The sequence below is a fragment of the Pseudomonas kuykendallii genome (assembly GCF_900106975.1).
Classification (GTDB): domain Bacteria; phylum Pseudomonadota; class Gammaproteobacteria; order Pseudomonadales; family Pseudomonadaceae; genus Pseudomonas_O; species Pseudomonas_O kuykendallii.
In genome coordinates this window covers 98,400-117,596 of sequence record NZ_FNNU01000004.1, presented here as the reverse complement: position 1 = coordinate 117,596, position 19,197 = coordinate 98,400, and the positions used below count along the sequence as shown (strand labels likewise).

Annotated in this window: 21 protein-coding genes; 5 read left to right on the top strand and 16 right to left on the bottom strand. The window is 63.3% G+C overall.

All coding sequences use genetic code 11. The annotated features are described in order from the left end of the window. The first annotated feature begins 14 nt into the window (after positions 1-14). Entirely contained in the window at positions 15-743 is a 729-nt protein-coding gene (locus tag BLV15_RS13890; protein ID WP_090229360.1) for a proteasome-type protease, read from the top strand. Positions 744-798: 55 nt separating this feature from the next. Here BLV15_RS13890 and BLV15_RS13885 read toward each other — a convergent pair whose 3' ends face one another. The 3 genes from BLV15_RS13885 to BLV15_RS13875 form a co-directional block, all read right to left on the bottom strand. After that, positions 799-1,356, bottom strand: coding sequence for a Smr/MutS family protein (locus BLV15_RS13885; protein ID WP_090229359.1), 558 nt, complete (start codon positions 1,354-1,356; stop codon positions 799-801). A gap of 152 nt (positions 1,357-1,508) precedes the next feature. After that, positions 1,509-1,826, bottom strand: coding sequence for a hypothetical protein (locus tag BLV15_RS13880; RefSeq protein WP_090229357.1), 318 nt, complete (start codon positions 1,824-1,826; stop codon positions 1,509-1,511). Between the two features lie 81 nt (positions 1,827-1,907). Then, a complete protein-coding gene (locus BLV15_RS13875; RefSeq protein ID WP_090229355.1) occupies positions 1,908-2,501 on the bottom strand; it encodes a cysteine hydrolase family protein in 594 nt (197 codons plus the stop codon). A 167-nt stretch (positions 2,502-2,668) separates the two neighbouring features. Here BLV15_RS13875 and prmB point away from each other — a divergent pair, with 167 nt between their 5' ends. The 3 genes from prmB to BLV15_RS13860 all read left to right on the top strand — a co-directional run bounded on the left by prmB (position 2,669) and on the right by BLV15_RS13860 (position 5,619). Then, positions 2,669-3,589: a 50S ribosomal protein L3 N(5)-glutamine methyltransferase gene (gene prmB / locus BLV15_RS13870; protein ID WP_090229352.1), complete on the top strand. Its 921-nt coding sequence runs from the start codon at positions 2,669-2,671 to the stop codon at positions 3,587-3,589. Between the two features lie 93 nt (positions 3,590-3,682). Then, on the top strand, positions 3,683-4,831 hold the full coding sequence (locus tag BLV15_RS13865) for an acyl-CoA dehydrogenase family protein (protein WP_090229350.1): 1,149 nt from the start codon (positions 3,683-3,685) through the stop codon (positions 4,829-4,831). Positions 4,832-4,995: 164 nt separating this feature from the next. Beyond that, a complete protein-coding gene (locus BLV15_RS13860) occupies positions 4,996-5,619 on the top strand; it encodes a hypothetical protein (RefSeq protein ID WP_139210728.1) in 624 nt (207 codons plus the stop codon). 8 nt (positions 5,620-5,627) lie between these two features. Here BLV15_RS13860 and BLV15_RS13855 read toward each other — a convergent pair whose 3' ends face one another. Both BLV15_RS13855 and BLV15_RS13850 read right to left on the bottom strand, forming a co-directional pair. Further along, positions 5,628-6,509: an SDR family NAD(P)-dependent oxidoreductase gene (locus tag BLV15_RS13855; protein WP_090229344.1), complete on the bottom strand. Its 882-nt coding sequence runs from the start codon at positions 6,507-6,509 to the stop codon at positions 5,628-5,630. Further along, positions 6,506-8,047, bottom strand: coding sequence for a flavin-containing monooxygenase (locus tag BLV15_RS13850; protein ID WP_090229342.1), 1,542 nt, complete (start codon positions 8,045-8,047; stop codon positions 6,506-6,508). The genes BLV15_RS13855 and BLV15_RS13850 overlap by 4 nt, the downstream gene beginning before the upstream one ends. Positions 8,048-8,161: 114 nt before the next feature. Between BLV15_RS13850 and BLV15_RS13845 the strand changes: the two genes are divergently transcribed. Next, a complete protein-coding gene (locus BLV15_RS13845) occupies positions 8,162-8,839 on the top strand; it encodes a TetR family transcriptional regulator (RefSeq protein ID WP_090229339.1) in 678 nt (225 codons plus the stop codon). Positions 8,840-8,847: 8 nt separating this feature from the next. Here the strand turns inward: BLV15_RS13845 and BLV15_RS13840 are convergent, their stop codons facing one another. The 11 genes from BLV15_RS13840 to ccoO form a co-directional block, all read right to left on the bottom strand. Continuing rightward, positions 8,848-9,396 (bottom strand): adenine phosphoribosyltransferase, encoded by a 549-nt coding sequence (locus BLV15_RS13840; protein WP_090229336.1) that lies wholly within the window; start codon positions 9,394-9,396, stop codon positions 8,848-8,850. Between the two features lie 108 nt (positions 9,397-9,504). Then, the gene (gene fnr, locus BLV15_RS13835; RefSeq protein WP_090229335.1) at positions 9,505-10,239 is read right to left on the bottom strand and encodes a fumarate/nitrate reduction transcriptional regulator Fnr; all 735 of its coding nucleotides are present in this window, start codon (positions 10,237-10,239) and stop codon (positions 9,505-9,507) included. Positions 10,240-10,403: 164 nt separating this feature from the next. Next, positions 10,404-11,786: an oxygen-independent coproporphyrinogen III oxidase gene (gene hemN / locus BLV15_RS13830; protein WP_090229332.1), complete on the bottom strand. Its 1,383-nt coding sequence runs from the start codon at positions 11,784-11,786 to the stop codon at positions 10,404-10,406. A gap of 227 nt (positions 11,787-12,013) precedes the next feature. Then, positions 12,014-12,721 (bottom strand): sulfite exporter TauE/SafE family protein, encoded by a 708-nt coding sequence (locus BLV15_RS13825; protein WP_090229330.1) that lies wholly within the window; start codon positions 12,719-12,721, stop codon positions 12,014-12,016. Continuing rightward, the gene (gene ccoS / locus BLV15_RS13820) at positions 12,714-12,920 is read right to left on the bottom strand and encodes a cbb3-type cytochrome oxidase assembly protein CcoS (protein ID WP_090229327.1); all 207 of its coding nucleotides are present in this window, start codon (positions 12,918-12,920) and stop codon (positions 12,714-12,716) included. The genes BLV15_RS13825 and ccoS overlap by 8 nt, the downstream gene beginning before the upstream one ends. Further along, complete coding sequence (locus tag BLV15_RS13815; protein WP_090229324.1) at positions 12,917-15,385, bottom strand: heavy metal translocating P-type ATPase; 2,469 nt, start codon at positions 15,383-15,385, stop codon at positions 12,917-12,919. Before BLV15_RS13815 ends, ccoS begins: the two co-directional genes overlap by 4 nt. Before the next feature lie 8 nt (positions 15,386-15,393). Next, positions 15,394-15,891, bottom strand: a complete 498-nt coding sequence (locus BLV15_RS13810; RefSeq protein ID WP_090229321.1) for a FixH family protein — start codon at positions 15,889-15,891, stop codon at positions 15,394-15,396. Positions 15,892-15,903: 12 nt separating this feature from the next. Next, the gene (ccoG, locus tag BLV15_RS13805; RefSeq protein WP_090229319.1) at positions 15,904-17,316 is read right to left on the bottom strand and encodes a cytochrome c oxidase accessory protein CcoG; all 1,413 of its coding nucleotides are present in this window, start codon (positions 17,314-17,316) and stop codon (positions 15,904-15,906) included. Positions 17,317-17,431: 115 nt separating this feature from the next. Next, the gene (ccoP, locus tag BLV15_RS13800; protein WP_090229316.1) at positions 17,432-18,388 is read right to left on the bottom strand and encodes a cytochrome-c oxidase, cbb3-type subunit III; all 957 of its coding nucleotides are present in this window, start codon (positions 18,386-18,388) and stop codon (positions 17,432-17,434) included. After that, positions 18,385-18,573, bottom strand: a complete 189-nt coding sequence (locus BLV15_RS13795; RefSeq protein WP_090230367.1) for a cbb3-type cytochrome oxidase subunit 3 — start codon at positions 18,571-18,573, stop codon at positions 18,385-18,387. Before BLV15_RS13795 ends, ccoP begins: the two co-directional genes overlap by 4 nt. A gap of 6 nt (positions 18,574-18,579) precedes the next feature. Continuing rightward, positions 18,580-19,191, bottom strand: a complete 612-nt coding sequence (gene ccoO, locus BLV15_RS13790; protein WP_090229313.1) for a cytochrome-c oxidase, cbb3-type subunit II — start codon at positions 19,189-19,191, stop codon at positions 18,580-18,582. Positions 19,192-19,197 lie beyond the last annotated feature (6 nt).

The following is a 19,197-nucleotide window of genomic DNA, read 5'->3' as shown; positions in this document are numbered from 1 at the left end:
GAGATCACTCATTCATGACTTACTGCGTCGCCATGAACCTCGCCGATGGCCTGGTTTTCGTCTCCGACTCGCGCACCAATGCCGGCGTCGACCACATAGCCACCTTCCGCAAGCTCTACGTGTTCGGCGTGCCGGGCGAGCGATTGATCGTGCTGCAGACCGCCGGCAACCTGGCAACCTCGCAATCGGTGGTCAACCTGCTGCGCCAGCGGCTCAATGGCGATTGCCCGCACCTGTACAACGTGACGACGCTGTTCGACGCCGCGCGGCTGGTCGGCCAGACGATTCGCGAGATGAGCGAACACGATTCGCGCCAGGATGGCGGCGTCGACATGAGCTGTTCGTTCCTTCTCGGCGGGCAGATCAAAGGCCAGGAGCCGGGCCTGTTCAACCTCTATCCGCAGGGCAATTTCATTGCCGCAACGCCGGATACCCCGTATTTCCAGATCGGTGAGAGCAAGTACGGCAAGCCGATCCTCGACCGCGCGCTGACGTTCCACTCACCGCTCGACGAAGCCCTGCGCTGCGCGCTGATCTCCTTCGACTCGACCATCCGCAGCAACCTCTCGGTGGGCATGCCGCTGGACCTGCTGGTATACCGGGCGGACAGCCTGGAAGTGCCGAAGGGTTATCGCGTGGAGGAGGGCGACGCCTATTTCGAGGGCGTGCGCGGACAGTGGGGCGAGGGCCTGCGCGAGTTGCTCGGGCAGTTGCCGGAGACCCCGGACGACTACCGCAAGTGAAAGAAAAAGGGCCGCGATGCGGCCTTTTTCGTGGGTGAGCGCCGCCGCGGCGACCTCACTCGTCGCGGCCTTCCATCATCGTGCGCTTGAGCAGCAGGTAGATCGCGCCCGTTCCGCCATGCCGCGGCGTGCACGAGGCGAAGCCGAGCACCTGTGGATGCTGGCGCAGCCAGGTGTTGACGTGGCTCTTGATCATCGGCCGCTTGCCGTCGACGCGCGCCGCCTTGCCGTGGGTGACGCGGGCGCAGCGCACTTCGTGCTTGGCGGCTTCGGCGAGGAATTCCCAAAGGATTTCCCGTGCCTGTTCCACGCGCATGCCGTGCAGGTCCAGGCTGCCCTCGAACTCGATCTGTCCGGCCTTGAGCTTGCGCATCTGGCTTTCCTGGACGCCGTCGCGCGCCCAGTACAGTTCGTCCTCGGCGCCCACATCGATGACGAACTGGTCGGACAGCCCGTCCACCTTGACCCGGTCGTTGGGCTGGATCGCGTTGTGCCGCCGGCTGGCCACCTGCAGGCGATCGGCCCGCGGTTTGCCGGTATCGGCGATGTCCACCTGGATGCGCCTGACGCCGCGCATCTGCGCGGCGAACAGGTCGATTTCGTCGTCTTGCATGTCGTCCTCCTCGGGACGGCGCAGTCTATCAGCGGCCCTTCGCCCAGTCGCTCATCGCGCGGGCGAACGGGCGAACGGGCGAACGGGCGCCAGGGTTGGAACGCTTGCGGAGATCGGAAGGCGCCGCGATCTCACGCCTGGCGTGACCGACGTCAGCCGCGCTTCTTCAGGAGATGCGGAGCGATACTCAGGTCGTTGCCGGCCTGCAGGCTGCGCCGGCACTTGCGCCAGAGCAGGATCGCCAGCAACAGGAGAAAAAGACCGCCGCCGAGCAGCACGCCGGCTTCGCTCGCGGTGTCGTTGAATTCGCCCAGTACCAAGGGATGGCCGAGCAGGGTGGCCGCGCCGGTGAACCCCATCAGCAGGCCGACGATGCCGAACAGCAACGCGAGCAAGGCCGCGAAGCGCCACAGCCAGCGGCTGGGCTTGCGTGGCCGCAGAGTGCGGGCGTAGCTATCGGTTAACTTCATTCAGAACCCTTTCCTTTCGAATATCGGCCTATGACTCGCCAGGGGCGGTCGGGTTCCTCGGCGCGCCGCAGCGCGTCCGATTCAGACCAGGGCCTTGGCGTCGGCAACCACGGTGGCGAAGTTGTCGGCGAGGGCGGCGACTTCGACCTTGTGCAGGTCGGCGGCGGAGAGGCAGGACGCGCCCATGGGCACGTCGCGGGTAGCGCAGGCGGCGTCCACCAGGGTGCAGCGGTAACCGTAATCCTTGGCGGCACGCACCGTGGTGCTGACGCTGGAATGGGTCATGAACCCGCAGACGATCAGATCCAGATGACCGATGGCGAGCAGGCGGTCATGCAGGTCGGTGCCGGCGAATGCGTTCGGCAGGCGTTTTTCGACCACGGTTTCACCGGCCTGCGGGGCCAGCCCGGGCAGGAAGTCGCCGCGCGGCCCCTGCGGGTCGAACAGGCCGCCGGGAATGCCCAGGTGGCGCACGTGGACGACCGGACGACCGAGCTGGCGCGCGGCGGCGAGCAGGCTGGCGATCTCCTCGACCGCCGGTTGCAGGCCGGGCAGGACCATCGCACCGCTGCGATACTCTTCCTGCGCATCGATAATCAACAGCGTGGCGTTACTCAGGGTGGCCGGTGCATAACCACGGCCGCTGAGCTGGAACAGGGTTTGCGGCATGGACATGGCGGGAATCCTCTTAATGCAACAGCTGCCAATTGTCACCTGCCGGCCCGCGGAAGTGAATCGTTAAAACCCCGGCACCCGGTCCGCGCCATTTCAGGGCTTTCCCGTGCGGTGTTTCAGCGCTGGCCTTGGGCTAAACTTGCGCTTTTTTGCCTTGGAGCACCGCCGTGACCGCTTCGTCTTCCCGCCTGCGCAGCCTGCGCGATCATATTCGCTGGGCCGTCAGCCGTTTCCATGCCGAGGAGCTGTTCTTCGGCCATGGCACCGACAACGCCTGGGACGAGGCGCGCGAACTGGTCCTCGGTGCATTGCACCTGCCCTACGAAATCGCCGACAGCTACCTCGATTGCCGGCTGGAGGATGACGAGCGCGACGCCCTGCAGGAATTGCTGCGGCGGCGCATCGAGGAGCGCGTACCGACCGCCTACCTGCTTGGCGAGGCGTGGTTCTGCGGGCTGCCGTTCCTGGTCGACGAACGTGTTCTGGTGCCGCGCTCGCCCATCGCCGAACTGATCGACGGGCACTTCACGCCCTGGCTGGCGGATGAGCCGAAACGCATCCTCGACCTCTGTACCGGTTCCGGTTGCATCGGCATCGCCTGCGCCTATGCCTTTCCGGAGGCAGAAGTGCTGCTGGCGGACCTGTCCTTCGATGCCCTGGAAGTCGCCAACCAGAACATCGAGCGGCATGACCTCGAGGCGCGCGTGCATACGGTCCAGGGCGATGGTTTCGACGGCCTGCCGGGCCAGCGTTTCGACCTGATCGTCTCCAATCCGCCCTATGTCGATGCCGAGGATTTCGCCGACATGCCCGCCGAGTACCACCACGAGCCGGCGATGGGGCTCGCCTGCGGTGATGACGGCCTGGATCTGGTGCGGCGAATGCTCGCCGAGGCGGCGGATCATCTGACCGAGCGCGGTCTGCTGATCGTCGAGGTCGGCAACAGTCAGGTGCATGTCGAGGCGCTGTATCCGGAAGTGCGTTTCACTTGGCTGGAGTTCGCCCGGGGCGGCCACGGCGTATTCCTTCTCGGCGCCGCCCAGTGCCGCGAGCACCAGGCTCTGTTCCGCTCGCGGGTTTCTCGCTGACGGCGCAAATGCCATCGCGCGTGGCACAACTGGCTGATTGAAAACCAAGCAAGCGCTAGGTAAGGTCGTCGCTGACCCTATCGGAGCGATGCCATGTCTGCGTGCCAGGAATACTTCGAGCCCTCCCACCAACTGGTGCGCGATTCGGTGCGGCGCTTCGTCGAGAGGGAAATCCTCCCTCAGGTCGACGTCTGGGAAGAGCAGGGCAGCTTTCCCCTGGCGCTTTATCGCCAGGCGGGTGCGGCGGGAATCCTCGGCATCGGGTATCCAGAGGCATTCGGCGGTAGCCATGAAGGCGACCTGTTCGCCAAGGTCGCCGCCAGCGAGGAGCTGATGCGGTGCGGCTCTGGCGGCCTGGTGGCCGGTCTGGGCTCGCTCGACATCGGCTTGCCGCCGGTACTGCGCTGGGCGCTTCCGGCGCTGCGCGAGCGCGTGGTTCCGGCCGTCCTGGCGGGAGTAAAGGTCATCGCCCTGGCTGTCACCGAGCCTTCTGGCGGCTCCGACGTGGCCAATCTGAAGACTCGCGCGGTGCGCGAGGGCGATTTCTATCGGGTCAGCGGCAGCAAGACCTTCATCACCAGTGGCGCGCGCGCGGACTATTACACCGTGGCGGTGCGCACCGGCGACGTGGGATTTGGCGGGATAAGCCTGCTGCTGATCGAGAAGGGCACACCCGGATTCCGGGTCGGGCAGCCGCTGAAGAAGATGGGCTGGTGGGCATCGGATACCGCCGAGTTGTTCTTCGAGGATTGCCTGGTGCCCCGGGAAAACCTCATCGGCGTGGAAAATGCCGGCTTCGCCTGCATCATGGCGAACTTCCAGTCGGAGCGACTGGCGTTGGCGATCATGGCCAACATGACGTCGCAGATGGCCCTGGAGGTGGCGATGAGCTGGGCGCGCGAGCGCAGTGCCTTCGGCAAGCCGATTGGCAAGTTCCAGGTACTCAAGCACCGCCTCGCGGAAATGGCCACGCAGCTGGAGGGCTCGCGCGAGTTCACCTACCGGCAGGCGGCGAAGATGGCCGCAGGCAAGTCGGTGATCAAGGAAATCTCCATGGCCAAGAACATCGCCACCGACGCCGCCGAGCGCATCACCCATGACGCGGTGCAGATTCTGGGCGGCATGGGTTACATGCGCGAAAGCCTGGTGGAGCGGTTGTACCGGGACGTGCGGGTCCTTTCGATTGGCGGCGGCTCGCGGGAGATCATGAACGAGATCATCGCCAAGCAGATGGGGCTGTAGTGGCAGGCGGGCAAATTGCAACCCGGCCCTGGGGCATTCATGCAGTTTGAAACTCGACAATGCCGGCAGGCTCACACAAGTCATTGTTTCTTAAGAGGCCCTCGGATTTTGTAAGCTGGCCCGGCGCTTGCTGATGTCATGCAATTCCAGCGATCCGGATAGCCATGATGTTCAGCGCCAGCCCGCACTCCCAGGATCGGACGGCATTCGTGCCGAACGACTCGACGATGATCCGCGACAGACTTGCGGCGACGGTTCAGGCCGAGTTGCCGAATTTCCCCGCGCCGGTGATTTCCGCCTGTATTCCCTTCGCCGCCGGCGATAACAGCTGGCCTCCGTTACCGGGCAGTGAAATGGCCACGGTGGTTGCCCGGCTGGAAGGGGTGTTCAATGCGCCAGTGGCGCAGTGGAACCGTATCCAATGGCGGAGCGAGGCGCTGCGGCCATCGGCTTTCGTGTTCTCCGAGGAAACCGTCAACGGCCTGCTCGATCTGGTGAGGACCCACGCCGGAAACGAGGAGACCTTCCTCAGTCGCTTCATTGGCGAGGACAGCCGCCAACGCTTCTGGCGCGAGGTCCGCTGCCTGCTTTCGACGGGCGACTTTTCCGAGCCGCCGGTTGTGGTCGGCGATCAGCGCAACGCCTACCTGGTGGACGGCAGCCATCGTCTGGCCGCCTATGCCTTCGTGCACGAATGCGCGGGCGTACGGCAGGTCTTCGAGAGCGAGCACAAGACCAGCGTGCCGTTGCTGGAGCGTCCGCTGTTCTGGATCGCCGCGCCGCTCTGAGCGAACGATCAGTCCGTGACGCCGCCGATCTTGTCGCCCGTCCTGCTCGACCTGCGCGCACCGAGGCGCGTCGCCGCCGTGACCAGCCGCTGATAGAGCGCCGGCAGCAGCCGCTGCATCCAATCCGCAGCGCGGGCATCCGAACCGATGAGAATTCGCCGGCGATTGCGCAGTACGCCGTCGAGGATCACCGCGGCTGCCCGCTCGGGTGCGGTTCGCAGCAACTGGTCATGGAACTGCTGGCGCGCCTTCTCGCTGTCCTGGCCGGTGATCGCCGCCAGGCTGTCATTCATCCGCGCGGTTTTCGCGATGTTGGTGCGTATCCCGCCGGGGTGCACGCAACTGGCGGATACCCCGCAGGCTGCGAGGTCCAGCTCCTGGCGCAGGGATTCGGTGAAGCCGCGCACCGCGTACTTGCTGGCGTTGTAGGCGCTCATGCCTGGCTGGGCGAAGAGACCGAAGACGCTGGAGACGTTGATCACATGTCCGTCCCCGGAAGCGCGCAGGTGAGGCAGGAACGCCTTGCTGCCGTGCACCACTCCCCAGAAGTTGATGCCCATGATCCATTCGTAGTCGGACAGTTCGCTGCCCTCGACCGTGCCGCCGTGGGCGACCCCGGCGTTGTTGAAGATGAGGTTGATCCTGCCGTGCTCGGCCGCCACCCGGTCTGCCCAGCACTGCATGGCGACGGCATCGCTGACGTCCACGCGGGATTCGCTTACCTGCACACCACGCGTGCGGGCCTGTTCGGCGGTATGTCGCAATGAGTCCTCGTTCACGTCGCTGAGTGCCAGGTGACAACCGCGACGCGCGAGGTCCAGGGCCAGCGCTTGGCCGATGCCGGAACCGGCGCCGGTGATGGCGGCGACCTTGTTGGCGAACGTCTTCATGCTTCAACCTCCTGCGGTTGAATGGCAGGCCGAGGCGCGAGGGCTGGCTGCAGTTTCGCGAAGTGGTAGGCGTCGGCGTCGAAGTGCCTGGTCAGTTGGCGGAAACGCCAGGTGAACCCGGGCCACACCGTGCAATTGCGACCGCTGATGGGGTGCAGATACCAGCTCTTGCAACCGCCGGCATTCCATACCGTATTGCCAAGGTTGCTCTGCAACGTTCCGTTGAATTGGCGCTGTGCCTCGGCCTTGACCTCCAGGCTCGATAGATCGCCTCGTTGCAGGTGTTCCAGCGCGCCGAGCACGTAGCTGATCTGCGATTCGATCATGTAGACCATCGAGTTGTGGCCGAGCCCGGTGTTGGGGCCCATCAGGAAGAAGAGGTTGGGAAAGCCCGCGGTGAGCGTGCCCTTGTAGGCCTCCGGGCCGAGCGGCCAGGTGTCGAGCAGGTCGACGCCGTCGCGACCGAAGATCACCCCGCGCGGCAGCGGATCGCTGGGCGTGAAACCTGTACCGAAGATGATCGCGTCGACGGGCCGCTCCCTTCCGTCCAGATCGACGATGCTGTTGGCGCGAATCTCGCGGATCCCGCTGCTGATCACGGCGACGTTGGGCCGGGTCAGCGCGGGGTAGTAGTCGTTGGAAATGAGCACGCGCTTGCAGCCCATCACGTAGTCCGGCGTGAGCGTGGCCCGCAGCGCCGAGTCCTGGACGTGCTTGTAAAGGTGTCGCTTGGCGATCTCCGCGGCGAATTTCATCAGCCGAGGGCTGAGGGAGAAGCCGATCACGCGGCTTTCCAGCATGCCGTAGAGCGCACCGCGCCAGGCCTTCTGCAGCAAGGGAAAGCGTCTGAAACGCCCTTGCTCGCGCGCGCTGATCGTTCGATCCGGCTTGGGCATGATCCACGGCGGCGTGCGTTGGTAGAGGTCCAGGTGCGCGACCCGCGGCTGGATTTGCGGCACGAACTGGATCGCCGAGGCGCCAGTGCCGATCACCGCCACGCGCTTGCCGGCGAGGTCGTAGTCGTGGTCCCACTGCTGCGAATGAAACCGGGCGCCGGCGAAGTTCTCCAGCCCGTTCAACGTCGGAATAGCGGGCGTGGACAAGCCGCCCATGCCGGAAACGACGAATTGCGCGCTGTAGTGCCGGCCATGTCGATCTTCGATCCGCCAGCACTGTTCGGGCTCGTCCCAGCTCAGGCGGGTGATTTCGCAGCCCAGCCGGGTTTTCTCCTGCAGGCCGTACTTCGTCCAGCAGGCTTCCAGGTAGCTTCTGATTTCCGGCTGGCAGGCGAACATCCGCGTCCAGTTCGGGTTCGGCTCGAAGGAAAACGAGTAGAGGTGGGATTGCACGTCGCAGGCGCAACCGGGGTAGTTGTTGACTCGCCAGGTCCCGCCGACGCCTTGGTCCTTCTCGAACAGCAGGAAGTCCTCTTCGCCGCGTTGTTTCAGGCGCATCGCCATGCCAAGGCCGGAAAACCCAGTGCCGATGATGGCGATCTTGCAGCGAGCGACGGGAGTTGTAGCCGAGGGGAGCGTCATGGCGGGAATCCTCTTGTAGTTCGCCGCGATTGAAAGCGACTCCCACGAAAGGTAGACAACTGTATACCTATCGCGCAACCTAACCTCCGTTGGGTGTGCGGCGCGAGGCAAACGATGGTTCGGCTTCAGCAGGAAAGGGCAGCGGGGAAGCAACAGTTGATGCAGGCGGCGCTACGCCTGGTGGCGGGGTCGCGCAGCCTGGGCAGCCTGGGTTTGCGCGAGCTCGCGCGCGAGGCGGGGCTCAATCCAAACACCTTCTATCGGCATTTCGACAGTCTCGATGCGCTGGGGCTGGCGCTGATCCAGGACCTCTCCGAGCAGTTGCGCCAGCCGCTGCGCGAACTGCGTCGGGAGGCGGCGCAGCGCGCGCAAGCGAACGGACCGATAGGGCCGATGGTGCTGGGGGTCGACCTGGGGCGCAGTCGCCTGGTGTGCCGCGAAACGGTTCGCCTGTACTTCCGTTTCGTCGAGCAGAATCCCAGCGGTTTCATCGTGGGTGTCCGCGAGTTGCACGGTGCTTCCCCGGTCCTGCGCGCCGCGTTGCGCGAGGTGATGGAGGCGTTCGCCCGTGACATGGCCGAGGATATGCTGGAGCTCGGGCTTCTCGGAGGGCTCGAGGGAGAAACGCTGCTGCGGCTGTCTTCGCTGGTCAGTCGCCACCTGTTCCAGTCGTCACTGGACTATCTGGAGCAGGTTGATCGGCGCGCCTCGCTGAGTGCCGAGGCGGAAGAGATGATCATCGATCTGTTCATCGGCGCGAGCCTGCTCGATGGCCTGCAGCGGCGCGCCTGAACCGCGATTCAGCGTTCGTCGAGGGCGAATGCGGTGAGGGTGAAGGTAGAAATACCGGCGTCGCTCAGCTTGGTCGAGCCGCCCAGTTCCGGAAGGTCGATGATCGCGGCGGCTTCGTAGACGCTGGCGCCCATGCGCTTGACCAGGTTGGCGGCGGCGATCAGCGTCCCGCCGGTGGCGATAAGGTCATCCATCAGCAACACGGAGTCGCCCTCGCACAGGCTGTCGCGCTGCACTTCGATGACCGAATCGCCGTATTCGGTGGAATAGGTTTCCACCAGCAGATCGGCCGGCAACTTGCCCTTCTTGCGGAACAGGATCAGCGGCTTGTTCAGCTCGTAGGCGATGATGGGGCCTAGCAGGAAGCCGCGGGCATCAAGGGCGCCGACGTGACTGAATTCTGCTTCCACATAGCGCTGGATGAAGCTGTCCACGACCATTCGCAACGCGCGCGGCGACTGGAACAGCGGCGTGATGTCGCGAAACACCACGCCCGGCTTGGGGAAGTCCACGACCGGACGGATAACGGATTTGATGGCGAATTCGTCGAAGATCATCGAGGAACCTGTGACTTGAGTGGGAACTGGCGCCATGGCGCGCCAAGATAAACGCGCCTGGGCAAGGAGGCCGCAGGCGCGTCGTTTGAATCGGATCGGAGGGGGGAATCAGCCCTCCAGGTTGCCGCCGGCCAGGGCACACAGCTCGATCGGGTCGAGGATGTGAACTTCCTTGCCCTCGGCAGCCAGCAGACCGTTTTGCTGGAAGCGGGTGAACACGCGGGAGACGGTTTCGACCGCGAGGCCGAGGTAGTTTCCGATCTCGTTGCGCGACATCGACAGACGGAACTGGCTGGCGGAAAAGCCGCGGGCGCGGAAGCGCGCGGACAGGTTGACCAGGAAGGTGGCGATGCGCTCGTCGGCCGTCTTTTTCGACAGCAACAGCATCATCTGCTGGTCGTCGCGGATCTCGCGGCTCATCACGCGCATCAACTGGCGACGCAGCTGCGGCAACTGTACCGAAAGCTCGTCGAGACGCTCGAAAGGTATCTCGCAAACGGAGGTGGTTTCCAGCGCTTGCGCGGAGACCGGATAGAGTTCCGTATCCATGCCGGAGAGGCCGACCAGCTCGCTGGGCAGGTGGAAGCCGGTAATCTGCTCTTCGCCGTCGTCGGTCACGCTGAAGGTTTTCAACGCCCCGGAGCGCACCGCGAACACGGAACCGAAGACATCTCCCTGGCGGAACAGGAATTCACCCTTTTTGAGCGGACGGCCACGCTTGACGATTTCGTCGAGCGCGTCCATGTCTTCCATATTCAGCGATAGCGGCAAGCACAGCGGAGCCAGGCTGCAATCCTTGCAGTGAGCCTGATGTTGTCCACGAACCTTGATCGACTCGGACATGAGGGGGTACCTGGTCTGACGAATTCAGCGGCAAGGTTACTCCAGCCGGGGAACAAGGGCCAGTCGACAGATGTCCGCCCCCCTACAAGGGCGTCGGGGCAAAGGGGCGCTGGGAGGTGTAGTGTGCCGAGCGAGCCTCTGCGATGCCGCAGAGGCATGCGCCTTCAGATGACCCGCGAGTAGCGCTGGGTGTTCTGCTGTGCGAGGTAATGATCGAACAGCATACAGACGGAACGTACCAGCAGGCGTCCCGAGGGACGGACCTCGATGCGTTCCTCCGTCAGGTCGATCAGCCCGTCGCGCGCCATCTGCTGCAGCTGCGGCCAGACTTCGGAAAAGTAGTTGCGGAAATCGATCGAGTAGGCTCGTTCGATATCGGCGAAATCCAGTTGGAACTCGCAGATAAGTTGCTGGATGACCGCCCGGCGGACCCGGTCGTCCTCGTTGCACTGCAGGCCGCGCAGTGTCGCCAGTTGATTGCTGTCCAAGCTCTGCTGGTAGTTGTTCAGATCGCTGCTGTTTTGGCTGTAAAGATCGCCGATCTGACTGATGGCCGAGACGCCAAGGCCGATCAGATCGCAGTGGCCATGGGTGGTGTAGCCCTGGAAGTTGCGCTGCAGGGTGCCATCTTCCTGGGCGATGGCCAGCTCGTCGTCCGGCAGGGCGAAGTGGTCCATGCCGATGTAGCGATAACCTGCCGCGGTCAACTGGTCGATGCTGGTCTGCAGCATTTCCAGTTTTTTCGCCGGGCTCGGCAGCTCGGCAGCGTTGATCCGCCGCTGCGGCATGAAGCGTTCCGGCAGGTGCGCATAGTTGAACACCGACAGGCGATCCGGTTGCAAGGCGATGACTTCTTCGACCGTCCGGGCGAAGCGTTCCGGGTCCTGCTTGGGCAGGCCGTAAATCAAGTCAATGTTTACCGAGCGGAACTGCAGGGTGTGTGCGGCATCGACGATGGCGCGCGTTTCTTCGAGGCTCTGCAGACGGTTCACGGCGCGCTGTACGTCGGGATCGAGATCCTGAACACCCAGGCTCACGCGGTTGAAACCGAGTTCGCGGAGCAGACCCATGGTCGACCAGTCGGCTTCGCGCGGGTCGATCTCAATGCCGTAGTCGCCTGAGTCGTCATCCAGCAGATTGAAGTGTTTGCGCAGATGGCCCATGAGCCGACGCAGTTCGTCGTGGCTAAGGAACGTCGGCGTGCCGCCGCCGAAATGCAGCTGCTCCACGGTCTGGTGCGGGTCGAGGTGACAGGCGATCAGTTCGATCTCTTTTTCCAGCCGCTCGAGATAGGGTAGTGCGCGACCGCGGTCCTTCGTGACCACCTTGTTGCAGGCGCAGTAGTAGCAAATGTTGGCGCAGAACGGCACGTGGATGTAAAGCGAAAGCGGGCGCATGGCTTTGCGGCTGTCGCGAAGCGCATGAAGCAGATCGAACGAACCGACGCCGTTGTTGAACTGCACTGCCGTTGGGTAGGAGGTGTAGCGTGGTCCGGCCATGTCGTAGCGGCGGATCAGATTGGTGTCCCAGCAGATGGAGTCGTGCATTGCGGCGGTACCGTAGCATTCAGGTCGGGCAAGTCTAGGAGGCGCGGCCATGGGCCTCCTTGACCTGCATCAACCAGCTCTGGCAGAGGGCTTTTCGTACGTCCCGAGCGGTCGGTTGGCGAGGTCTTTCGGTCTGGATTCGCTATCGATACAGAGACGAGCTGCCTCGCATTCAGCGTGCGCGGTGGTGGCGCTGCCACGGCTGACACATGATGCCCAAAGCTGCGTCAATGCTGGCTTGAAGTGTGCCCAGCGTGCCCCATCAGCAGGGCCTGGTGTGGGCCGGGCAGGGTCCAGATGCCGAAGAGGATGACCAAGAGCCCTCCGGCGATGCGCACGCCGCGCTTTCGCAGCAGGGCGGTCAGGCGCTCGGCTGCGAGGCCGGTGGCGAGCAGCACGGGCCAAGTACCAAGTCCGAACACCAGCATCAACAGCGCGCTATGCAGCGCGTTGCCCTGGCTGGCCGACCACAGCAGTGTGCTATAGACGAGCCCGCAGGGCAGCCAGCCCCACAACGCGCCGAACAGTAGCGCGCGTGGGAGGCTGTTGACGGGCAAAAGGCGTTTGCTCAGCGGCTGGAGGTAGCGCCAGAGCCGCCGGCCAAGCCCCTCGATGCGGACGAGGCCGCTCCACCAGCCGGCCAGATACAGCCCCATGACGATCAGCAACAGGCCCGCCGCGATGCGCATGCCCAGGGCCACCGGGCTGTTCGCGACTGCCCAGCCGGCGCTGCCGATCAGCAGTCCGGCGCTGGCGTAGCTGAGTATCCGTCCGAGGTTGTAGCCAATCAGCAGCTGTAGCCGGCGTCCGCGCTGCTCGGGTGGGGTGGCCATGGTCAGCGCCCCCATGAGGCCGCCACACATGCCCAGGCAGTGACCGCCGCCTAGCAGGCCGAGGATGAACGCGGAGACCAGTAGTGGCAGCAACTCAGTCAAGCGGGCGTTCCTTGGCAGGACGCCCTTCGGCTTCGTCGATGCCCGCCTGGTGGCGTGGGTCTTCGTCATCGAAAAGAATGCTGTGGGCCGGGCTTTCCATATCGTCGTACTGGCCAGAATCGACGGCCCAGAAGAACAGCCAGATGGCGAGGCCGACGACAATAACGGCGATCGGAATCATTACGTACAGCGCGGTCATGGATGCTCCATTTGGACGGTCTCAGGCCGGGCAGACAGGGGGGGCGCGGGCCGGATGTCGTCGCTCTCCAGGGACAGACGCAACGCATTCAGTACTACCAGCAGCGAACTCAGCGACATACCCAATGCCGCCCACAGCGGAGTCACCCAGCCAACCGCCGCGAAGGGCAGGACGCAGCCATTATACAAGCACGCCCAACCGAGGTTTTCGATGATGATGCGTCGAGTGCGCCGGGCGATACGGAACGCCTGAACCAGGCTGTCGAGGCGATTGGAGAGAAGCACGGCGTCGGCGCTGGTTTTTGCCAGGTCAGTCGCCGAGCCCATGGCGACGCTGATGTCCGCGGCGGCGAGCACCGGTACGTCGTTGATCCCGTCACCGAGCATCAGTACATGCCTTCCGCTGTCGCGCAGCTCGCGAAGAACGGTCAACTTGGCTTCGGGGGTAAGTCCTCCGCGGGCGTCGTCTATGCCGAGCTGTGCGGCGATCTCGCCCACCATCGGCGAGCTGTCGCCGGAGAGCAGCAGTACCTTCCAGTTGCGCGCGCGGCAGGCGTCGACGAGCGCGGGAGCATCCGCGCGCAGACGGTCGTTCAACACCAGCCAGGCTAGCGGCCCCAGGTTGTCACCCAACAACAACCATTGGCCCTGATCACCCGGTATCTCGGGAGCCGACCCGGCCGTGAGCGAGGCGACGAAGGCGGGCTGACCGATGCGTAGCTGGCGGCCCTCGACCCAGCCTTCGAGCCCAAGCCCCGGGGCGCTTTCGACCCGTTCGGCGGCCTGGGGCGCGCGGCCGAACGCCTTGGCGATCGGGTGCTCGGAGCGGTTCTCCAGCGCGGCGGCGAGGGCCAGGCAGGTGTCGGCATCGAGATCACGCAGCGGGTAAATCCCGCCGAGGGTCAGCCGACCTTCGGTGAGCGTTCCCGTCTTGTCGAAGATCACCGTATCGATGCGGTTCAGGCCTTCGAGGAAGTGCCCACGGGTAAGCAGCAGGCCGAGCTTGTGCAGGCTTCCGGTGGCCGTGGTCAGCGCGGTAGGCGTTGCCAGCGATAGAGCACAGGGGCAGGTGGCGACCAGCAGGGCGAGGACGATCCAGAAGGCACGCTGGTGATCGATCTGCCACCAGTAGAGGCCGACTGCGGCCGTGATGGCCAGCACTATCAGGAGGAACCACTGAGCCACACGATCGGCCAGTTCCGCGAGCCGTGGTTTATCCGCCTGGGCACGCTCCAGCAAGCGGACGATCGCCGAAAGACGGGTATCGTCGCCCAAGGCCTGAACCTCGACCTTCAGGGGGCCTTCGACGTTGAGCGTGCCTGCGGTAACGCTGTCGCCCTGGGCGCGTGCAAGGGGAAGGTACTCGCCTGTCAGCAGCGATTCGTCGATGCTCGACTGACCCTCGAGAATGCGCCCGTCGGCAGGCAGCAGCGAGCCCGGCGGCACCAGCACCCGATCGCCGATCGCCAGCTCGCTGAGCAGAATGCGCTCGCTCTGGCCCGCCGAATCCAATCGCAGGCAGGAGGCCGGCAGCAGGTTGACCAGTTGCGCGGTGGCGGCGGCGGTGCGTTCGCGGGCGCGGCGTTCGAGATAGCGGCCGGAGAGAAGGAACAAGGCGAACATGCCGACGGCATCGAAGTACAGCTCGCCGACGCCTGTCACCGTCGACCAGATGCCGGCGAGGTAGGCGCCACCGATCGCCAGCGACACCGAGACGTCCATGGTCAGGTGACGGGTGCGCAGGTCGCGTAGTGCGCCGCGGAAAAACGAGCCGCAGCAGTAGAAGACGATCGGTGTGGTGAGGAACAGGCTGACCCAGCGCAGGATCTTGTCCAACTCTGGCGACAGATCGAGGTTGAACTCTGGCCATGTAGCCATGGCCGCCATCATCACTTGCATCCACAGCAGCCCGGCCAGTCCCAGCTGTCGCAGTGCCCGGCGGTTTTCCTGATTGAGCCGCTCGGCGGCTGCGTCGGCCTGATACGGGTAGCCGGCATAGCCGATCCGACGCAACTCCTGAAGCAACTGGCTCAATGGAACTCGGGCATCGTCCCAGCTTACTTGTAGACGCTGATTGGACAGATTGAGGTGCACCTCGGCGATGCCATCGACACCGCGCAGATGCTTTTCGATCAGCCAGCCGCAGGCCGCGCAACTAATCCCTTCGATCATCAGGCTGGTGCTGGCGAGATCATTCTCGTGGCGCACGAACGGCTGCTGTACGTCGCTGCGGTCGTACAGCGCGAGTTCATCGGTGAGGGCACGGGGCAGGGCTTCCGGATTCGCCGAGGTTTCGCTGCGGTGCTTGTAGTAGCTCTCCAGTCCGCCAGCGATGATCGCTTCGGCGACCGCCTGGCAACCTGGACAGCACAAGGCCCGCGTCTCGCCCAGCACGCGGGCCTGGAAGCGGTCTCCGGTGGTGACCGGCAGGCCGCAGTGATAGCAAGATATGGGCGTACTGCTCATGCGGCGGCTCAGTCGCCGAGCAGGATTTGCCGACCGGGAGCGACTTCCTCTTCTTCGAACAGGCGCCAGTCCTTGCCGCCCTCCGTGCCAAGCAGCTCAACGAAGCGACGGCCTTCGATCGGCTCCTGGGTTTGCCCCTGGTAGACGCCGTCGCCCTGCGGTTGCAGCACTATTCGCCGATCTTTTTCTGGCTGGGTGGGCGAGATCAGGTTGAGCACGATCTGCTGCGGCTGGCTGATGCCCTTAAGATGGATTTCAGCGACGCCGGTGTTTTCGTCCATCACCAACTCGGCACTCATCTTCAACTGGCGCGCGAGCACCTCACGGTCCAGCGATGTATTGATGCCCTTGCCGGCGTCGTAATAGTTGTCCACCACGAGGCTGTCGGAGTTGCGGATTGCGATCGTCAGCAGGGAAAGCCCAAGAACTACGGAAAATGCGAGCAATGCGATGACGAACCACGCCCAAGGTTGCTTGTACCAACTGCTTACTACTTCGGCTTGCATAAGAATCCTTAGTTAGCGAACGCTTGGGCCAATGAATCGGCTGTCGGCTTCGTTTTCGAGGGTGGAGTCATCGGCGGATCTGATGCGGAACATGACCTTGTTGGTGCTTGATGGCAGTTTCTCTGGGTCGACGGAAAGCTCGACGGGGATCGAGAGGACCTCGCCTGCCGCGACTCGGACCTCCGCCTTGCCCTGATACTGCAGGCCTTCGATACCGTCCGCTTCGATCACCAAGGTCACGTCATGCTGGGCCTTGTTCATCAGTTTCAGCGTGTAGACGTTCTCGATCCTGCCTTCTTCGTTCTCGCGGTACAGCACACGATCCTTGAGCACATCGATCTGAACCAGTGGGCGGGCCGAGATCGCATAGGCGAACAAACCGATCATCGCCACCAGTGCGACCGCATAGCCGATGAGGCGAGGGCGCAGCAGGTTGGTCTTCTGTCCGGAGAGATTGTGCTCGGTGGTATAGCTGATCAGCCCGCGCGGATAGTTCATCTTGTCCATGATGGTGTCGCAGGCATCGATGCAGGCGGCGCAGCCGATGCATTCGATCTGCAGACCGTCGCGGATGTCGATGCCGGTGGGGCACACCTGGACGCACATGGTGCAGTCGATGCAATCGCCCAGGCCCTGGGCCTTGTAGTCGACGCTTTTCTTGCGCGGCCCGCGTGTTTCGCCGCGGCGTGGGTCGTAGGACACGATCAGGGTGTCCTTGTCGAACATCACGCTCTGGAAGCGTGCATAGGGGCACATGTAGACGCAGACCTGCTCACGCAGATAGCCGGCATTTCCATAAGTCGCGAGGGTAAAGAAGCCAACCCAGAACAGCGCCCAGCCATCAATGTTGAATGCGAGCAGGTGAGGTACGAGCTCACGTATCGGTGTGAAATAACCGACGAAGGTGATGGCGGTGATCAGCGAGACGCCAATCCAAATGCTGTGCTTGGCCAGCTTGCGGAAGAACTTGTTGGCACTCATCGGCGCCTTATCCAGTTTCATGCGCTGGTTGCGGTCGCCTTCACTGACCTTTTCCGCCCACATGAATATCCAGGTCCAAACGCTCTGTGGGCAGGTGTACCCGCACCATACGCGCCCGGCGAACACCGTGATGAAGAACAGGCCGAAGGCGCAGATGATCAGCAGCCAGGAGAGCAGAACGAAGTCCTGCGGCCAGAAAGTGGCGCCGAAGATATAGAACTTGCGTTCTGGCAGGTTCCACCAGACCGCCTGATGGCCGCCCCAATTGATCCACGCAGTGCCGAAGTAGAGAAGGAAGAGCAGTGCGCCGCCTACACGGCGAAGGTTGCGAAACAACCCGGTGAAGGCTCGCGTGTAGATTTTTTCACGCTTGGCGTAAAGGTCGACGTTGTCGACGGCTTTGACCGGTGGGGTGACATCTCGAACGGGGATCTGCTCAGTCATACTCATACCACGGCTTTAAGAATGCCCAGACCGGTACATGCCGGCCTGGGTCAGTTTTCCTGCCGCGTATGTCATGCGTGGCCCTGTCGATGTTCGGCAGGATCGCGCTTGAGCGTTACTTCTCCGCGCCAGCAGGTTGTTGCGAAAGGCTGTAAACGTAGGCGGCCAGAAGGTGCACTTTGTCGTTGCCGAGGTGCTCTTCCTGAGCGGGCATGCGGCCGTTACGGCCATAGCGCAGAGTCTGCTGAACCTGATTGAAGCTTGAGCCGTACAGCCAAATCTTGTCACTGAGATTCGGGGCGCCCAAGGCTTGGGTGCCTTTCCCTTCAGGTCCGTGACAGGCTACACAGTTGGCTTTGAATATCTCTTGACCTGCGGCAAGGTCGATTCCGTCCGGATTTTTCAGCCCGGAAAGGCTACGCACGTAACCCGCCACGTTCTTGATGCCGTCCTCGCCGATGACTGCCAGCCATGCCGGCATGGCGCCCTGGCGACCCTTGAGAATGGTGGTCTTGATCGTGGCCGCTTCGCCGCCATACAGCCAGTCTTTATCGGTCAGATTCGGGAAGCCATAAGCTCCCTTCGCATCAGAACCATGGCAGACCGAGCAGTTTGAGGCAAACAGACGCCCGCCCATTTTCAATGCCTGAGGGTCCTTGGCGACTTCCTCTACCGGCATCGCTGCGTACTTCGCATACAGCGGGCCGTACTGCTGCTCGGCGCGGTCCATCTCCTTTTCCCACTGGTGCACGCCCGTCCAACCGGCTTGGCCATTTTCAAACGGCTTGCCTTCCTTGACCTCGGTATAACCCGGCAGAAGGCCTTTCCAGTTGCCCATTCCGGGATAAAGCACCAGATAGCCGATGGCAAAAATGATCGTGCCGAGGAACAGCATGAACCACCATTTCGGCAGCGGATTGTCATATTCCTCGATGCCATCGAACGCGTGGCCCACGGTGTCTTCCGTCGCCTCGGGGCGTTGCCCCTTGCGCGTCGCGAAGATCAGCCACAGCAGGGCCAGTATCGTCCCGCTGGTCAGCAGAGTGATGTACCAACTCCAGAAAGTGGTCATTCGCTTTTACTCCTAGAAGCTTGCTCGTCGCGCTCTGCGGACGGGGTCTGTTCATCGGCGAAAGGCAGGTTGGCAGCTTCGTCGAAGCTTCTTTTGCGTTTGCTGCTATAGGCCCAGATCACCAGACCGACAAAGGCGACGAACACCAGCAGGGTGCCCAGCCCACGAATAGTCCCTATGTCCATCATGCGTTACCGTTTGTTCTTGATTGAGGTGCCCAGGGACTGCAGGAACGCGACGAGCGCGTCCATTTCGGTCTTGCCTTTAACGGCATCCCTGGCTCCAGCGATATCTTCGTCGGTGTATGGCACGCCCAAGGTGCGCATCGCCTCCAGCTTGCGGGCGGTGTCCTTTCCATCCAGGCGATTTTCGACCAGCCACGGATAAGCCGGCATCTTCGATTCGGGGACGACGTTGCGGGGGTTGTAGAGGTGCGCACGTTGCCAGTCGTCCGAGTAGCGTCCGCCTACCCGCGCGAGGTCCGGGCCGGTGCGCTTGGAGCCCCAGAGGAAGGGGTGATCCCATACGCTTTCGCCGGCAACCGAATAGTGACCGTAGCGTTCCGTTTCGGCGCGGAACGGGCGAACCATCTGTGAGTGGCAGCCAACGCAGCCTTCGCGGATGTAGATATCGCGGCCTTCAAGCTGAAGCGCGGTGCGTGGCTGCATGCCCTCAACGGGCGTATTGGTCTCGGCCTGGAAAAACAGCGGGACGATCTGAACGAGACCGCCGATACTCACCGCCAAGACCATGAACAGTGCCAGCAAACCTACATTCTTTTCGACTATTTCATGTTGCTTCATTTTACG

Bases quoted from the DNA above. Each gene is read 5' to 3' on its own strand.
- BLV15_RS13865 (WP_090229350.1), top strand. From the start codon at position 3,683: ATGTCTGCGTGCCAGGAATACTTCGAGCCCTCCCACCAACTGGTGCGC.
- ccoP (WP_090229316.1), bottom strand. From the start codon at position 18,388: ATGACCACTTTCTGGAGTTGGTACATCACTCTGCTGACCAGCGGGACG.
- BLV15_RS13860 (WP_139210728.1), top strand. From the start codon at position 4,996: ATGATGTTCAGCGCCAGCCCGCACTCCCAGGATCGGACGGCATTCGTG.
- BLV15_RS13840 (WP_090229336.1), bottom strand. From the start codon at position 9,396: ATGATCTTCGACGAATTCGCCATCAAATCCGTTATCCGTCCGGTCGTG.
- BLV15_RS13795 (WP_090230367.1), bottom strand. From the start codon at position 18,573: ATGGACATAGGGACTATTCGTGGGCTGGGCACCCTGCTGGTGTTCGTC.
- BLV15_RS13845 (WP_090229339.1), top strand. From the start codon at position 8,162: ATGGTTCGGCTTCAGCAGGAAAGGGCAGCGGGGAAGCAACAGTTGATG.
- BLV15_RS13815 (WP_090229324.1), bottom strand. From the start codon at position 15,385: ATGAGCAGTACGCCCATATCTTGCTATCACTGCGGCCTGCCGGTCACC.
- BLV15_RS13880 (WP_090229357.1), bottom strand. From the start codon at position 1,826: ATGAAGTTAACCGATAGCTACGCCCGCACTCTGCGGCCACGCAAGCCC.
- BLV15_RS13885 (WP_090229359.1), bottom strand. From the start codon at position 1,356: ATGCAAGACGACGAAATCGACCTGTTCGCCGCGCAGATGCGCGGCGTC.
- BLV15_RS13890 (WP_090229360.1), top strand. From the start codon at position 15: ATGACTTACTGCGTCGCCATGAACCTCGCCGATGGCCTGGTTTTCGTC.
- BLV15_RS13855 (WP_090229344.1), bottom strand. From the start codon at position 6,509: ATGAAGACGTTCGCCAACAAGGTCGCCGCCATCACCGGCGCCGGTTCC.
- BLV15_RS13875 (WP_090229355.1), bottom strand. From the start codon at position 2,501: ATGTCCATGCCGCAAACCCTGTTCCAGCTCAGCGGCCGTGGTTATGCA.
- ccoS (WP_090229327.1), bottom strand. From the start codon at position 12,920: ATGACCGCGCTGTACGTAATGATTCCGATCGCCGTTATTGTCGTCGGC.
- fnr (WP_090229335.1), bottom strand. From the start codon at position 10,239: ATGTCCGAGTCGATCAAGGTTCGTGGACAACATCAGGCTCACTGCAAG.
- ccoG (WP_090229319.1), bottom strand. From the start codon at position 17,316: ATGACTGAGCAGATCCCCGTTCGAGATGTCACCCCACCGGTCAAAGCC.
- ccoO (WP_090229313.1), bottom strand. From the start codon at position 19,191: ATGAAGCAACATGAAATAGTCGAAAAGAATGTAGGTTTGCTGGCACTG.
- BLV15_RS13810 (WP_090229321.1), bottom strand. From the start codon at position 15,891: ATGCAAGCCGAAGTAGTAAGCAGTTGGTACAAGCAACCTTGGGCGTGG.
- BLV15_RS13850 (WP_090229342.1), bottom strand. From the start codon at position 8,047: ATGACGCTCCCCTCGGCTACAACTCCCGTCGCTCGCTGCAAGATCGCC.
- hemN (WP_090229332.1), bottom strand. From the start codon at position 11,786: ATGCACGACTCCATCTGCTGGGACACCAATCTGATCCGCCGCTACGAC.